The sequence below is a fragment of the Duganella sp. Dugasp78 genome (genome assembly GCF_059491455.1).
In genome coordinates this window covers 5,598,331-5,613,488 of sequence record NZ_CP168506.1, presented here as the reverse complement: position 1 = coordinate 5,613,488, position 15,158 = coordinate 5,598,331, and the positions used below count along the sequence as shown (strand labels likewise).

Annotated in this window: 10 protein-coding genes; 6 read left to right on the top strand and 4 right to left on the bottom strand. The window is 65.0% G+C overall.

From position 1 onward, the window contains the following. Positions 1 to 123: 123 nt before the first annotated feature. Positions 124 to 633, top strand: coding sequence for an FxDxF family PEP-CTERM protein (locus ACEN9O_RS24875; RefSeq protein ID WP_495614479.1), 510 nt, complete (start codon positions 124 to 126; stop codon positions 631 to 633). A gap of 73 nt (positions 634 to 706) precedes the next feature. Here the strand turns inward: ACEN9O_RS24875 and mnmH are convergent, their stop codons facing one another. Both mnmH and ACEN9O_RS24865 read right to left on the bottom strand, forming a co-directional pair. Continuing rightward, positions 707 to 1,777 (bottom strand): tRNA 2-selenouridine(34) synthase MnmH, encoded by a 1,071-nt coding sequence (gene mnmH, locus ACEN9O_RS24870; protein ID WP_495614478.1) that lies wholly within the window; start codon positions 1,775 to 1,777, stop codon positions 707 to 709. After that, complete coding sequence (locus tag ACEN9O_RS24865; RefSeq protein ID WP_495614477.1) at positions 1,774 to 2,424, bottom strand: arylesterase; 651 nt, start codon at positions 2,422 to 2,424, stop codon at positions 1,774 to 1,776. The genes mnmH and ACEN9O_RS24865 overlap by 4 nt, the downstream gene beginning before the upstream one ends. A gap of 31 nt (positions 2,425 to 2,455) precedes the next feature. On the opposite strand from ACEN9O_RS24865, the gene ACEN9O_RS24860 reads away from it, so the two are divergent. Next, positions 2,456 to 3,175: an ABC transporter ATP-binding protein gene (locus ACEN9O_RS24860; RefSeq protein WP_495618537.1), complete on the top strand. Its 720-nt coding sequence runs from the start codon at positions 2,456 to 2,458 to the stop codon at positions 3,173 to 3,175. A gap of 7 nt (positions 3,176 to 3,182) precedes the next feature. On the opposite strand, the gene ACEN9O_RS24855 is transcribed toward ACEN9O_RS24860, so the two are convergent. Further along, entirely contained in the window at positions 3,183 to 4,688 is a 1,506-nt protein-coding gene (locus ACEN9O_RS24855; protein WP_495614476.1) for an NAD(P)H-hydrate dehydratase, read from the bottom strand. A gap of 96 nt (positions 4,689 to 4,784) precedes the next feature. On the opposite strand from ACEN9O_RS24855, the gene ACEN9O_RS24850 reads away from it, so the two are divergent. The 3 genes from ACEN9O_RS24850 to ACEN9O_RS24840 all read left to right on the top strand — a co-directional run bounded on the left by ACEN9O_RS24850 (position 4,785) and on the right by ACEN9O_RS24840 (position 9,190). Next, positions 4,785 to 8,399: a hydantoinase B/oxoprolinase family protein gene (locus tag ACEN9O_RS24850; protein ID WP_495614475.1), complete on the top strand. Its 3,615-nt coding sequence runs from the start codon at positions 4,785 to 4,787 to the stop codon at positions 8,397 to 8,399. Positions 8,400 to 8,503: 104 nt separating this feature from the next. Further along, positions 8,504 to 8,929, top strand: coding sequence for a GNAT family N-acetyltransferase (locus ACEN9O_RS24845; RefSeq protein ID WP_495614474.1), 426 nt, complete (start codon positions 8,504 to 8,506; stop codon positions 8,927 to 8,929). A gap of 123 nt (positions 8,930 to 9,052) precedes the next feature. Further along, entirely contained in the window at positions 9,053 to 9,190 is a 138-nt protein-coding gene (locus ACEN9O_RS24840) for a hypothetical protein (RefSeq protein WP_495614473.1), read from the top strand. On the opposite strand, the gene ACEN9O_RS24835 is transcribed toward ACEN9O_RS24840, so the two are convergent. Then, positions 9,191 to 10,831 carry a response regulator gene (locus tag ACEN9O_RS24835; protein ID WP_495614472.1) on the bottom strand — a complete coding sequence of 547 codons (1,641 nt, stop codon included), beginning with the start codon at positions 10,829 to 10,831 and terminating at the stop codon, positions 9,191 to 9,193. A gap of 268 nt (positions 10,832 to 11,099) precedes the next feature. Here ACEN9O_RS24835 and purL point away from each other — a divergent pair, with 268 nt between their 5' ends. Next, complete coding sequence (gene purL / locus ACEN9O_RS24830; protein ID WP_495614471.1) at positions 11,100 to 15,149, top strand: phosphoribosylformylglycinamidine synthase; 4,050 nt, start codon at positions 11,100 to 11,102, stop codon at positions 15,147 to 15,149. Positions 15,150 to 15,158: the final 9 nt, after the last annotated feature.

The window sequence follows — 15,158 nt, the reverse complement described above, 5'->3', positions numbered from 1 at the left end:
CTATGTAAGTTAGTTGTTCTTTTGGAATAATTTATTGACATGAAAATTTGGCAGGTGTAACTTTGAAAACGCACCGGGCTCATCAGGTGTACCTTTGGTTTTCACTTTCTTACCGGGAAAAATATGAAACTAAAATCGCTCTTTATCGGGACTGTGCTGGCGGCCACCTCGATGACAAGTTATGCCGCCACTGGCGATAGTCAGACTGTGAATGTCGCGTTAAGCGGGACTCCTGCAATGGGTTACAGCGCCGATCTTGGGATGACGCATGTGTTGGTAGGCGACTTTACGGACGTCTTCAATTTCAACCCAAGCGTGGGCCCCAGCTTGCTGAATGTCTACATCCACACCATGAGCCTGGGCGTTAAACACGATATCGATTTCCTGTCGGCCGACCTGAACGGCAATGCCTTGACGTTCTCGCCCAACGGCGGTTTCGAGTGGGGTTCGCTCGACCCGACTTGGGTCACGGGACCGCTGAAGCTGACCGTGACTGGCACCACGAAGAGCATTACCGCCAGCTATTCCGGCACGCTGAACGTCGATCCAGTGCCGGAGCCTGAGACCTACATCATGATGCTGGGTGGTCTGGGAATACTGTCCTTCATCGGCCGCCGAAGTAAGAAAAGTTGATCGCGTCGCAGCGTAAACAAAAACCCCGATAGTTGGAAGCCGACTTCGGGGTTTTGTGTTTTTGGCGGCAGGCTCAGGACCGTTCGCCGGCGCCGGCCATCAGGCTCTGCGCGGCGCGGAGGAAGGCGGCGGGGTCGATATCCTCCAGTTCCAGCGGCAGCGCCCGGTCGTATTTGACGAAGTTGCGGTCGATCGAGCGCAGGTAGGCCGGATCGTAGTGGTCGGCCAGCAGCTCCTCCACCAAGGCCGGCATCGCGCCTTCCGTGGCCATGGCTTGCCAGCGCTTGATCTTCTCGCGGCCGTGCAAGGCCAACAGGTATTCCAGCTGCTCGTTGAGCGAAGCCGGGCTGTCGGTGAAATGCGCATAGTCCTCCATCAGCAGGCGCACGCGATTCGCGCGCGACAGCGTCAGCGCGATGCAGTCCGAAGCGCGCATGGTGTCCATCAGCGCGGCCGGCACGCGCAGGTTGCCCACCTTTTTGCTCTCGGATTCGACGAACACCGGCAGCGCCGGATCGAAGCCGCGCAGCGTGTTCCAGATCGCGGTCTCGAAGGCCTTCTGGCCGGGTTGCGGCTGGCTCGGCAGGTTGCCCAGCACCGAGCCGCGATGCGCGGCCAGCTGCTCCAGGTCCAGCACCTGGGCGCCGTTCGCATGCAGCACCTCCAGCAGACGGCTCTTGCCGCTGCCGGTGGTGCCGCAGATGACCTTGAAGTTCAGCGCCGGTGCCTGTTCCAGCGCCGCGTTGACGTGGGCGCGGAAGGCCTTGTAGCCGCCGTCCAGTTGCGCCGCCGGCCAGCCGATCTTGGCCAGGATGTGCGCCATCGAACCGCTGCGGTTGCCGCCGCGCCAGCAGTAGATCAGCGGCCGCCATTCGCGTGGCTTGTCCAGCCACTGCGCCTCGATGTGGGCGGCGATATTTTTCGCCACCAGCGCGGCGCCAACCTTCTTGGCCTCGAATGAACCGATTTGCTTGTACATGGTGCCGACGCGGATGCGCTGTTCGTCGTCCAGCACCGGCGCGTTGATGGCGCCGGGCAGATGGTCGAGCGCGAATTCGGCCGGGCTGCGGACGTCGATGATGGCGTCGAAGCGGTCCAGTTGCTGGAGCACCTCGTCGAAGCCGATAATTTCTGGATACTTCATTTTGCCTTGATACTTTTCTGGAGAACCGGCCAGATATTGGCCAGGATGGTAGGGTGGGCCGTGGCCAATGGATGGAGACGGTCCGGCTGGAACATCTGCGGCTGGTCGGCGATCCCGTCGAGCATGAACGGCACCAGCGGCGCCTTGATCTCCTTGCTCAGGGAGCCGTACATGGCGTAGAACTTGTCGGCGTAGTCGCGGCCGTAGTTGGGCGGCATGCGCATGCCGATCAACATGACCTTGGCATCGGCCCTGGCGGCGGCGTCGGCCATCGCGCGCAGGTTGGCTTCGGCGGCCGCCACCGGCAGGCCGCGCAAGCCGTCATTGGCGCCCAGCTCGATCACCACCAGCGCTGGCTTGTATTTTTGCAGCAGCGCAGGCAGGCGCGTGCGGCCGCCGCTGGTGGTCTCGCCGCTGACGCTGGCGTTGACCACGGTGGCGTCGATCTTCTGGTCCCTGATTTTCTGTTCCGCCAGCGCGACCCAACCGGCGCCGCGCGCCAGGCCGTATTCGGCCGACAGGCTATCGCCGAGCACCAGTACGGTTTTTGGTGCAGAATAGGCGCTTGCCGCCGCCGATGCCAGCAGCAGCGCGGCCAGCGCCCGGGCACCCAGCTTTCTTGATAAACTATTTAACACATTCAGCATGCCTGATTTTCCTAAAGCGTCTTCCAATTTCATGCCGGACGGTCCGGGCGTGGCGGCCAGCGTCGCGGCCGCGCCGGCGTCCGGTGCGCAGCCAGCCATCGCCGTCAGCGGCCTGGCCAAGCGCGTGGCCGACGCCAGCGGCGAACTGACGATCTTGCACGAACTGGATTTTACCGTGCAAAAAGCCGAGACGCTCGCCATTGTAGGCGCTTCCGGCTCCGGCAAGTCGACTTTGCTTGGCCTGCTAGCTGGGCTGGACACGCCCAGCGCCGGCAAGGTGGTGCTGGATGGCGTTGATATCTACGCGCTGGACGAGGACGGCCGCGCCGCGCTGCGCAAGGAAAAGCTGGGCTTTGTGTTCCAGTCCTTCCAGCTGCTGCCGCATTTGACGGCGCTGGAAAACGTCATGCTGCCGCTGGAGCTGCGCGGCGCCAGCCATGCCCGCGAAAGCGCGCAGATCATGCTGGAGCGGGTGGGCTTGGCCAGCCGCCTGAAGCACTACCCCAAGTATTTGTCCGGCGGCGAGCAGCAGCGCGTGGCGCTGGCGCGCGCCTTCGTCACCGAGCCGCCGCTGCTGTTCGCCGACGAGCCCACCGGCAGCCTGGACGCGGCCACCGGCCAGGCGGTCATCAAGCTGATGTTCGACCTGAATCGCCAGCACGGCTCGACGCTGGTGCTGGTCACGCACGACCCGGCGATGGCGGCGCGCTGCAGCCGCACCATCACCATCGCGGCGGGACGCCTGGTTTAAATCACGGTCAGCGGCCGTGGTGCTGGACCATGCGGTTCAGCGCGACACGGATCGCCGGCACCAGTTCGCCGGCGGTCAGGCCGATCGGCCCGGTGCCTTCGGTCACCAGCACATCGGCCGCCATGCCGTGCAGCCAGACCCCGGCCAGCGCGGCTTCCCACAAAGGCCAGCCTTGCGCCAGCAGGCTGCCGCACAGGCCGGACAGCACGTCGCCGGTGCCGGCGCTGGCCAGCGCCGGATTGCCGGTGGTGTTGATGACGGCGTCGCCGTTGGGCGCGGCGATCACCGTGCCGGAACCCTTCAGCACCACATTAGCGTTCAGCTTGGCCGCGAGCCTGCGGGCCGCGGCCACGCGGTCGGACTGCACGTCCGCGATGGTGATGCCCAGCAGCCGCGCCGCTTCCAGCGGATGCGGCGTCAATATGCAGCCGGCCGGCCGCTGCGCCAGCGCCGCTTGCAGGGCCGGGTCGGCCGCCAGCAGATTGAGGGCGTCGGCGTCGGCCAGCAGCGCACTGTCGCTGGCGATGGCGCGCGCCAGCAGTGCCGAGGCCTGGCGCGACGCGCCCAGGCCGGGGCCGATCACCAGCGTGGACGAGCGCATGTCGAAATCGTCCGCCAGCCGGCACATGAGCTCCGGCTGGGCGCTGTCGTAGGCCAGCGGGTCCTCGACGAACAGCGCGTAGACGCGGCCGGCGCCGCTGTTGAGTGCAGCGCGCGCGGCCAGCAACGGCGCGCCGCTCATGCCGCGCGCGCCGCCGATCACCGCCACGTTGCCGTAGCTGCCTTTGTGCGAGTTGTGGACCCGCGAGCGCAGGTGGCGCGAGAAAAACTTGACGTCGTTCAGGTGCAGCCGCGCCGGCCTGAAATGGCCGATGTCGATGTCCAGCCGCGACACGTCCACCAGGCCCGCGTAGTCGCGGCCGTCGCAGGTGTGCAGGCCCGGCTTGTTGCCGATGAAGGTGACGGTGTGGGTGGCGTGGATGGCCACGCCGTCCGGGCCGACGATGGCGCCGGTGTCGGCATCGAGGCCGCTGGGCAGGTCCAGCGCCAGCACCGAGCATTTGAGGCCGTTGACCGCCTCGGCCAGCTCGCGCAGCGCACCGCTGAGCGGCCGCCGCAGGCCGATGCCGAACAAGCCATCCACCACCAGCGTCCATTCGACGCCGGCCACCGCCACCGCATCGAGGTCGGCAAAGCGGGCGTCGCTGGTTTGCGCGCGCTGCATCGCCACCGCGCGCTCGGTGGACGGCGTCGACTGTGGAGGGAAATGCAGGATCGTCACTTGCGCGCCGGCGTAGGCCAGGTGGGCCGCCGTCTCCAGCGCGTCGCCGCCGTTGTTGCCGGGGCCGGCCAGCACCAGCACCCTGGCCTTGGCGGTGGAGAACGGCAGCAGGTCCAGCGCGGCATTGGCGCCGGCCTGGCCGGCCCGCTGCATCAGCACACCTTCGGGCAGCGCAGCGCTGGCGGCTTGTTCGATGGCGCGTAGTTCGGCGCAGGAGTAGAGTGGGTTCATGGTGCAATTTTAGCATCTAATTATCTTGTAAGGCCGCTGTCCCGCGCGCGACCGAGCCACTACAATATACGCTTCAGTCATCGTAACGAGGCATGCATGGATTGGCAATTCTGGATAGACCGGGGTGGTACGTTTACCGACATCGTGGCGCGACCGCCCGATGGGCGCTTACGCACGCTCAAGCTGCTGTCCGAGAATCCCGAACAGTATGCCGACGCGGCCATCGCCGGCATCCGCCAGCTGATGGGTGTCGCCAAGGGCAAGCCGATTCCGGTGGCGCAGATCGGCGCGGTCAAGATGGGCACGACGGTGGCCACCAACGCGCTGCTGGAGCGCAAGGGCGAGCCGACCGCGCTGGCCATCACGCGCGGCTTTCGCGATGCGCTGCGCATCGCCTACCAGAACCGTCCGCGCCTGTTCGACCGCCACATCGTGTTGCCCGAGCTGCTGTACAGCCACGTCGTCGAAATCGACGAGCGCATGGATGCGCATGGCGACACCGTTGCCGGTCTCGATATGGAGACCGCCCGCGCCGGGCTGGCCGGGGCCTACGACATGGGCCTGCGTTCGCTGGCCATCGTCTTCATGCACGGCTACCGCTATCACGCGCACGAGGTCAAGGTGGCCGAGATGGCGCGCATGATGGGCTTTACCCAGGTCTCGGTGTCGCACGAGGTGAGCCCGATGATGAAGCTGGTGGCGCGCGGCGACACCACCGTGGTCGACGCCTATCTGTCGCCCATCCTGCGGCGCTACGTCGACCAGGTGGCGAAGGAACTGCCTGGCGTGAACCTGCAGTTCATGCAGTCCAGCGGCGGCCTGACCGACGCCCGCGCCTTCCACGGCAAGGACAGCATCCTCAGCGGCCCGGCCGGCGGCATCGTCGGCATGGTCCGCGCCAGCAAGCTGGCCGGCTTCGACAAGGTGATCGGCTTCGACATGGGCGGCACCTCGACCGACGTCTCGCATTTCTCCGGCGAGTTCGAGCGCGTGTTCGAAACCCAGGTGGCCGGCGTGCGCATGCGCGCGCCGATGATGAGCATCCACACGGTGGCGGCGGGCGGCGGCTCCATCCTGCATTTCGACGGCAGCCGCTATCGCGTCGGCCCGGACAGCGCGGGCGCCAATCCCGGGCCGGCCAGCTACCGGCGCGGCGGTCCGCTGGCTGTCACCGACTGCAACGTCATGCTGGGCAAGATCCAGCCTAATTATTTCCCGCAGCTGTTCGGCGCGGAAGGCCGGCAGGCGCTCGACGCCCACGCCGTGCGCGCGCAGTTCGCGGCCCTGGCGGTGCAGATCAAGGCCGCCACCGGCAAGGAGACCACGCCCGAACAGGTGGCCGAGGGTTACATCGAAATCGCCGTCGGCAATATGGCCAACGCGATCAAGCAGATCTCGGTGCAGCGCGGGCATGACGTCACCGAATACACGCTGACCAGCTTTGGCGGCGCGGGCGGGCAGCATGCCTGCCTGGTGGCCGATGCGCTGGGCATGACGACGGTGTTCGTGCATTCGCTGGCCGGCGTGATGTCGGCCTACGGCATGGGCCTGGCCGACCAGACGGCGATGCGCGAGGCGGCGGTGGAAAAGCGCCTGAACGAGGAAGGTTTGGAAGAACTCGAAGCGCGCCTGCATGCGCTGGGCCGCCAGGCGCGCGCCGACCTGCAGCACCAGGGCGTGGAGGACGCGCGCATCGTGCTGATACGCCGCGTGCACCTGCGCTACGAAGGGACCGATTCCGCACTGATCGTCTTGTTCGATACCGTTGACAGCATGAGGCAGCAGTTTGAAGCGGCCTACCGCAAACGCTATTCCTTCCTGATGCCGTCCAAGGCCCTGATCGTGGAGGCGGTGTCGGTGGAGGCGATCGGCAAGTCCGACGCGCCGTCCGAATCGGTGGAGCCGGCGCCACGCCGGGTGTCCGGCCTGATGCCGCATGCGGTGGTGCCGATGTACGCCGGCGGCAAATGGCGCCAGACCAGCCTGTATCAACGTGGCGCCACGCGCATCGGCGATATCGTCAAGGGCCCGGCCATCATCGCCGAGGCGAATGCGACCACCATCGTCGAACCGGGCTGGCAGGCGGAAGTCACGCTGCACGACCACCTGGTGCTCAGGCGCGTGGTGGCGCTGCCGGAACGCCGCGCCATCGGCACCAGCGCCGACCCGGTGATGCTGGAGATCTTCAACAACCTGTTCATGTCGATCGCCGAGCAAATGGGGCTGCGCCTGCAGAACACCGCGTACTCGGTCAACATCAAGGAGCGGCTGGACTTCAGCTGCGCCATCTTCGACGCCGACGGCAACCTGATCGCCAACGCGCCGCACATGCCGGTGCACCTGGGTTCCATGGGCGAGAGCATCAAGACCGTGATGCGCGAGAACGCCGGCCAGATGCGCGCCGGCGACGTCTTCATGCTCAACGATCCGTACAACGGCGGCACCCATCTGCCGGACGTGACGGTGATCTCGCCGGTGTTCGACGAGGCGGGCGCGGACATCCTGTTCTACGTCGGCTCGCGCGGCCACCATGCGGACATCGGCGGCACCACGCCGGGATCGATGCCGCCGGATTCGCGCGTGATCGAGGAAGAGGGCGTGTTGATCAATAACTTCAAGCTGGTCGATGGCGCCGCCGGCGGCCAGTTGCGCGATGCCGAGACGCGCGCCATGCTGGCCAGCGCGCGCTACCCTGCGCGCAATCCCGACCAGAACATGGCGGACCTGCGGGCGCAAGTGGCGGCCAACCAGAAGGGCGTGGAAGAGCTGCGCAAGATGGTGGCGCATTTCGGCCTGGAGGTGGTACAGGCCTACATGGGCCACGTGCAGGACAACGCGGAGGAGGCGGTGCGGCGCGTGATCAGCGCGCTGAAGGACGGCGCCTACACGCTGCAGTTGGATAACGGCGCGCAGATACAGGTGGCGGTGCGGGTGGATCACGCCGGGCGCAACGCGGAGATCGATTTCACCGGCACCTCGCCGCAGCTGGAGAATAACTTCAACGCGCCGTCGGCGGTGTGCATGGCGGCGGTGCTGTACGTGTTCCGCACGCTGGTCGATGACGAGATTCCCTTGAACGCGGGCTGCCTGAAACCGTTGAAGGTGCTGATACCGCAAGGCTCCATGCTCAATCCGCACTATCCTGCATCGGTGGTGTCAGGGAACGTCGAGACCTCGACTTGCATCACCAATGCGCTGTATGGCGCGCTGGGCGTGATGGCGGCGGCGCAGGGCACGATGAACAATTTCACGTTCGGGAATGCGCAGTACCAGTACTACGAAACCATCAGCGGCGGCTCCGGCGCCGGGCCGGGCTTCGACGGCACCAGCGTCGTGCAGACCAATATGACCAACTCGCGCCTGACCGATCCCGAGATCCTGGAGTTCCGCTTCCCGGTTCGACTGGAAAGCTATGCGATCCGCGACGGCAGCGGCGGGGCGGGGCAGTGGCAAGGCGGGAACGGCGGCACGCGCAAGGTGCGCTTCCTCGAAGCGATGACGGCGGCCATCCTGTCCAACAACCGCATCCATCCGCCGTTCGGGATGGCCGGCGGCGAGCCTGGCGCATTGGGCCGCAACACCGTGGTGCGGGTGGACGGCAGCGTCGAGGAACTGCCGCACATCGGCAAGACCGATATGCGGCCGGGTGACCTGTTCGTCATCGAAACGCCAGGCGGCGGCGGCTATGGACCCGTAAAGGATCGTCAATGACGCAACTACAGGCAGGGAATTTTTTGCTGCGCCCCTTCATCGCAGCGGATGCGCCGGCGTTTGCAGCGGCCATTTGCGAGTCGATGTCCAGCGTCGGCAAATGAATGTCGTGGGCGCATGCGGAGTACACGGAGGAGCAGGCGCTGTCGTGGTTCGCGTTTTGCGATGCTGGCCGCGCCGAAGGCAGCGTGCACGAATTCGGGATCTTCCTGCGGGACGGCAGCACGCTGGTCGGCGGCGGCGGCTTGAACCAGCTGAACGCCGTTAACGGCTTCTGCAACCTGGGTTACTGGGTGAGGGAGTCGGCACAGCGGCAGGGCGCGGCGGTCGCCGCCGCCGCCGCGCTGGCGCGCTACGCTTTCCAGCACCTGAATCAAGCGCGGGTGGAGATTGTCGTCGCCGCAGGCAATGAGCCCAGCGCCGCCGTGGCGCGCAAGGCCGGCGCCACGCACGAATGCGTCGCGCGCAACCGGCTCAAGCTGCGCGGGGCGTCGGTCGACGCGCATGTCTTCTCGCTGATACCGGATTAGCGACGCGCCATCCGATACCGTCGGCATCAAAAAACAGTACCAGCGATTCCCGGCTTGTCCAGCACAGGGCTGCGGCGTACAGTTTTGGTTCGATGAACAGGTGGAAGGGAGGACTCAGTGCGTATGCTACTCAAGCTCCTGCGCGGGCGCAGCTCGGCCAACCGCGCGATCGTGTCGGCCTTCCTGCTGTGCGCCCTGTATTTTGTGACGTGGTACCTGATCTCCCACCTGTCCAACTTCCCCGGTTCGCTGATCCTGTAATTACGCCGCCGTCGCGATACCGTACTTGCGTTGGGTGTGCGAATACTGCGCCTGCAGCGCCTCCAGCGAGGGATGGGTCGGATCGATCTTGCGCATGCGCTCCAGCAGGAAGGCGCATTGTTCGGCCAGCGGCACTTCCCAACCCAGATCGTCCAGCTGCTTGAGTATCGCCGACGTCGCCGCCGGCAGCAGCGACATATTGGCCGGCGCCTTGCGCAGGGCCGCGCTCAGCGTATCGACCGCCGCCCGCAGGTCGCCCTGGCTGCGCTGCTCGGACGCGTGGGCGATCAGCTCTTCCACGTGATGCTTGATCTGTTCGCCCATACCCTCGGCCAAGTCATGGCGGCCGGCCTTTTCAAACACCTGCACCGCGTCGTCCATCGACACGCCGCTTTCGGTGTCGTTCATCAGGTTCAGCATCAGCTCCGACGCCTGCTGGTCCAGCTTCACGTTCAGGCAGCTGTGCACCAGGCCGATCTTCAGGCCGGTCGACAGGCCGCGGCTGGCGCCGATGGCGGTGACGGCGTTGCTCAGCTCCGCCGCCGCGCCGGTGATATTGCCCGTCATTTCCTGCAGTAGCCCCGCAGCGATCGCGCGGCAGGCGTCGACGTTGGCGCTGGCGCGCAATGAGCGCTCCATATCGCGTATCACCCCGCTGGCCTGGTTGGCGTCGCCTTTCTTGACCAGCGTCTTGACCAGCTTGACGTGGTCCTCGGGGTCGCGGAACTCGGAGTACTTGGCCTTGGCCACCACCTGCTTGAAGGCCTTCTCGGCGACGCCGACATCGCCCGTCTCGAACGCCACTTCGCCGAGGTGCCGCAGGCGGCGCACCATGTTGGGGGAGATCGCGACGGCGTCCTCCAGTATCTTCTTGGCCGCCTCCTGCTGGCCCAGCGCTTCCAGGGTGCGCGCCAGCAGATCGTAGGCGGCCATGAACTTGGGATTATGGATCAGCAGTTCCTGCAGCGTCTCCTGTGCCTCGATGTACTTCTGCTGCTCGAACTGACAGCGCGCCATGCCCAGGTGCGCCCAGGCGATGGGGCGGTTCATCAGGATGACCTGGTACACCACTTCGGCGTCGGCCAGTTCGTCCAGCGACACCAGCAGCTCGGCGCGCAGCCGCGCGAATTCGATCGCGTAGCGTGGATACTTCTCTTCGGCGATGCCGCACTCGCCGATGGCCTTGCGGATGCTGCCCGCTTCAACCAGCTGGTGGATCGGCAGGAACACGTCGCGCCGCTCGACCGCCTTGCGCATGCGTTGCAGCAGCGCGTCCACGGTGAAGGGTTTGAGCACGTAGTCGGTCGGGGTCAGCTCGGCCGCGCCGATCACCTTGCTGTAGACGCCTTCGGAGGTGAGCATGATGAAGATCGTCGATGGCGCGATCAGCTTGTGGTGGCGCAGGTCTTCCAGCAGTTGCTGGCCGTCCTGGCCGTTGTTCTCGCCGCTGCCGTTGCCCAGGTCGTACTCGCACAGGACGATGTCGAACGGCTTCTTGGCCAGTTGGCGGATGGCCGTGCCGGAACTGACCGCGTAATCGATCTTGGTGATGCCGGACTGGTTCAGCATGTTGTGCAGGCTGCCGCGCATCCCCGGATTAGGATCGACGATCAGCACCGACAATTCACTATATTCCGCCATGTTACGCATCCTAGCTAAAGTTAAATCTAGCATACTCCATGGCAAGTCAAAATGTTATGAAAACCCGGCGCTTTGTCCTGCTCAGGGGCATATTCGACGCGGAAAGGGCCGAAAATGTTGCTTCGTCAGCACTTTTTGGCCCGAATTGGCGCTGTATAGGCAGCGTGGTAAGAGGTATAATGCGCGCAAAGGAAATTCTGCATTACAAGTATCTCGTGCTCCATCTACCTTTAATCCGCAGCCACGCTGCATCAACCATCTTCCAACCATGTTGATTCTGCCGGGCTCCAACGCCCTGTCCGCATTCCGTAGCCAACGCCTGTTAACTCAACTGCAAGCCGCGCTGCCTGCCGTCGCCGCCGTCCAGGCGCGCTATGTCCACTTCATCGATGCCGCCGAACCGCTGTCGGCCGACGACACCAGCCGCCTCGGCGCGCTGCTGACCTACGGTGAGCCGGCCCACGCCGACAACACCGATGGCGCGGTCGAAGAGTTCTTCGTCATCCCGCGCTTCGGCACGATCTCGCCGTGGGCCTCCAAGGCCACCGACATCGTCCACAACTGCGGCATGGCGCACATCAAGCGCGTCGAGCGCGGCATCGCCTTCCGCATCAATCTGAAGAGCGGCATTTTGGGCAGCAGCATCGGCGCCGCCAAGAAGCTGTCGGACGAAGAAGTGCAGGCCGTCGCCGCGCTGCTGCACGACCGCATGACGGAATCGGTGCTGCGTCACCCGGACGAAGCGGCCGGTTTGTTCCGCACGCTCGAAGCGAAGCCGCTGGAATCGGTGGACGTGATCGGCATGGGCAAGGCCGCGCTGGAGAAGGCCAACACGGACCTGGGCCTGGCGATGTCGGACGACGAGATCGAGTACCTGGACGCCGCCTTCACCAAGGCCGGCCGCAATCCGACCGACGTCGAGCTGATGATGTTCGCGCAGGCGAACTCGGAGCACTGCCGCCACAAGATCTTCAACGCCGATTGGACCATCGACGGCGAAGCGCAGACCAAGTCGCTGTTCGGCATGATCAAGAACACCCACCAGCTGCAGCCTAAAGGCACCATCGTCGCCTACAGCGACAACTCGTCGATCATGGAAGGCGCGGAAGTGATGCGCTTCTTCCCGCAGGGCGATGCGCATCAGTACGCGCCGACCACCGAGTTGACGCACACGCTGATGAAAGTGGAAACCCACAATCACCCGACCGCGATCTCCCCATTTCCAGGCGCCTCCACCGGCGCCGGCGGCGAGATCCGCGATGAAGGCGCGACCGGCCGCGGCGCCAAGCCCAAGGCCGGCCTGACCGGCTTCACCGTGTCGAACCTGATGCTGCCGGGCGCCGTACAGGCCTGGGAGAACGATGCCGCCGTCACCGCGCCGCTGGCCGATTACCGCAGCAGCGGCAAAGCGTATGGCAAGCCAGACCGCATTGCCTCGGCACTGCAGATCATGATCGAAGGCCCGCTGGGCGGCGCCGCCTTCAGCAATGAATTCGGCCGTCCGGTACTGGGCGGTTACTTCCGTACCTACGAACAGAATATCGGCAAGCAGTTCGCCGGCGCGCACGACACCGTGTTCGGCTATCACAAGCCGATCATGATCGCGGGCGGCATCGGTAACATCTCCGGCCAGCACACGCACAAGAACGACATCCCGATCGGCAGCCTGCTGGTGCAGCTGGGCGGTCCCGGCATGCGCATCGGCATGGGCGGCTCGGCCGCTTCGTCGATGGCCACCGGCACCAACACTGCGGACCTGGACTTCGACTCGGTCCAGCGCGGCAATCCGGAGATGGAGCGCCGTGCGCAGGAAGTGATCAACGGCTGCTGGCAGCTGGGCGCGAACAATCCCATCATCTCGATCCACGACGTCGGCGCCGGCGGTCTGTCGAACGCCTTCCCGGAGATCACCAACGACGCCAAGCGCGGCGCGATCTTCGACCTGCGCAAGATCCCGCTGGAAGAAAGCGGCATGGCGCCGAAAGAAATCTGGTCTAACGAATCGCAGGAGCGCTATGTGCTGGCGATCTCGCCGGACAGCCTGCCGATGTTCAAGGCGCTGTGCGAACGTGAGCGCTGCCTGTTCGCCGTGGTCGGTACCGCGACCGAGGAACGTCAACTGAAGCTGATCGATCCTGAGCTGGGCAACGAGCCGGTCGACATGCCGATGGATGTCCTGCTGGGTAAACCGCCTAAGATGCAGCGCGACGTGCACCACGTGCAGAACGAATTCCCGGCCATCGACCTGACCGGCATGGACCTGGAGGAAGCCGCCAAGCGCGTGCTGCTGCTGCCTACCGTCGGCGATAAGTCCTTCCTGATCACCATCGGCGACCGTACCGTGGGCGGCATGTCCGTGCGCGACCAGATGGTCGGTCCGTGGCAGGTGCCGGTGGCCGATTGCGCCGTCACCGCGATGAGCTTCGAAGGCTACCTGGGCGAAGCGATGGCGATGGGCGAGCGTACGCCGCTGGCCGTCATCGACGCCGCAGCGTCGGGCCGCATGGCGGTCGCCGAGGCGATCACCAACATCGCCGCCGCGCCGATCAAGGATATCTCCGACATCAAACTGTCCGCCAACTGGATGGCCGCCTGCGGCCAGCCTGGCCAGGAAGCGGCGCTGTTCGACACCGTCAAGGCGGTCGGCATGGAGCTGTGCCCGGCGCTGGGCATCAGCATCCCGGTCGGTAAGGATTCGCTGTCGATGCGCACCACCTGGAAGGACGAGGACGACGCCAAGGCTGTCACCTCGCCTGTATCGTTGATCGTTTCGGCCTTCGCGCCGGTGCACGACGTGCGCAAATCGCTGACGCCACAGATCAAGACCGATGCCGGCGACACCGCCATCATCCTGATCGACCTGGGTCGCGGCAAGAACCGCCTGGGCGCGTCGGCGCTGTCGCTGGTCATGGGCCAGCTGGGTAACGAGACCCCGGACGTGGACAGCCCTGAAGACCTGAAGGCCTTCTTCACCGCGATCCAGCAACTGAACAACGACGGCAAGCTGCTGGCCTACCACGACCGTTCCGACGGCGGCCTGTATGGCACGCTGACCGAGATGGCCTTCGCCGGCCGTGCAGGCCTGTCGATCAACCTCGACATCCTGACGCTGGAACAAGGCCACGGCGCCGACCAGGGCGACGCGAAGAACTGGGCCGGCCAGATCGCCGAACGCCGCAACGAGCAAACCCTGCGCGCACTGTTCTCCGAAGAGCTGGGCGCAGTAATCCAGGTTCGCGCCGAAGAGAAGTCGCTGGTGATGGACGTGCTGCGCACCTTCAACCTGGGCGCCTGCAGCCATATCATCGGCAAGCCGAACGACCGTGGCGTGATCGAATTTACCCGCGACGCCAAGACCGTTTACAGCAAGCCGCGCTCGGAACTGCACCGCCTGTGGAGCGAGACCAGCTGGCGCATCGCCCGTCTGCGCGACAACCCAGCCTGCGCCGATGCGGAATACGACCGCATTCTGGACGAAACCGATCCTGGCATTACGCCGAAGATCACCTTCGACCTGAGCGAGAACGTGGCCGCGCCGTTCCTGGCGACCGGCGTGCGTCCGCGCGTGGCGATCCTGCGCGAGCAGGGCGTCAACTCGCACATCGAGACCGCCTATGTGATGCACCAGGCAGGTTTCAACGCCGTCGACGTACACATGAGCGACCTGATTGCCGGCCGCGTCAAGCTGGATGACTTCCAGGGCATCATCGCCGTCGGCGGCTTCTCGTACGGTGACGTGCTGGGCGCCGGCGAAGGCTGGGCCAAGACCATCCTGTTCAACGCCGCGCTGGCCGAGCAGTTCGCCCGCTTCTTCGCGCGCACCGACAGCTTCGGCCTGGGCGTGTGCAACGGCTGCCAGATGATGAGCAACCTGAAGTCCATCATCCCGGGCGCGCATGCGTGGCCTAAGTTTACCACCAACAAATCGGAGAAATTCGAGGCGCGCTTCGCGATGGTGGAAGTACTGGATTCGCCGTCGATCTTCTTCAACGGCATGGCTGGCACGCAAACCGCCATCGCCATCGCCCACGGCGAAGGTTATGCGGACTTCACGCAGACCGGCAATATCAACGAAGCCGTGGCAGCGATGCGTTTCGTTGATAACCGCGGCGCGGCTACCGAAGCCTATCCATATAATCCGAACGGCTCGCCGCAAGGTTTAACTTCGGTAACCACGGCGGATGGCCGCTTTACGGTAATGATGCCGCATGCCGAGCGTGTATTCCGCTCGGTGCAGCAATCGTGGCATCCTGAATCGTGGGGCGAAGATTCTCCTTGGATGCGTATGTTCCGCAACGCGCGTAAATTCGTTGGATAATAAAAGTTG

What these genes read in the sequence shown, in the direction of transcription:
- ACEN9O_RS24840 (WP_495614473.1), top strand. Translation starts at nt 9,053, where the DNA reads ATGCTACTCAAGCTCCTGCGCGGGCGCAGCTCGGCCAACCGCGCGATC.
- ACEN9O_RS24850 (WP_495614475.1), top strand. Translation starts at nt 4,785, where the DNA reads ATGGATTGGCAATTCTGGATAGACCGGGGTGGTACGTTTACCGACATC.
- purL (WP_495614471.1), top strand. Translation starts at nt 11,100, where the DNA reads ATGTTGATTCTGCCGGGCTCCAACGCCCTGTCCGCATTCCGTAGCCAA.
- ACEN9O_RS24855 (WP_495614476.1), bottom strand. Translation starts at nt 4,688, where the DNA reads ATGAACCCACTCTACTCCTGCGCCGAACTACGCGCCATCGAACAAGCC.
- ACEN9O_RS24835 (WP_495614472.1), bottom strand. Translation starts at nt 10,831, where the DNA reads ATGGCGGAATATAGTGAATTGTCGGTGCTGATCGTCGATCCTAATCCG.
- ACEN9O_RS24875 (WP_495614479.1), top strand. Translation starts at nt 124, where the DNA reads ATGAAACTAAAATCGCTCTTTATCGGGACTGTGCTGGCGGCCACCTCG.
- ACEN9O_RS24845 (WP_495614474.1), top strand. Translation starts at nt 8,504, where the DNA reads ATGTCGTGGGCGCATGCGGAGTACACGGAGGAGCAGGCGCTGTCGTGG.
- mnmH (WP_495614478.1), bottom strand. Translation starts at nt 1,777, where the DNA reads ATGAAGTATCCAGAAATTATCGGCTTCGACGAGGTGCTCCAGCAACTG.
- ACEN9O_RS24865 (WP_495614477.1), bottom strand. Translation starts at nt 2,424, where the DNA reads ATGCTGAATGTGTTAAATAGTTTATCAAGAAAGCTGGGTGCCCGGGCG.
- ACEN9O_RS24860 (WP_495618537.1), top strand. Translation starts at nt 2,456, where the DNA reads ATGCCGGACGGTCCGGGCGTGGCGGCCAGCGTCGCGGCCGCGCCGGCG.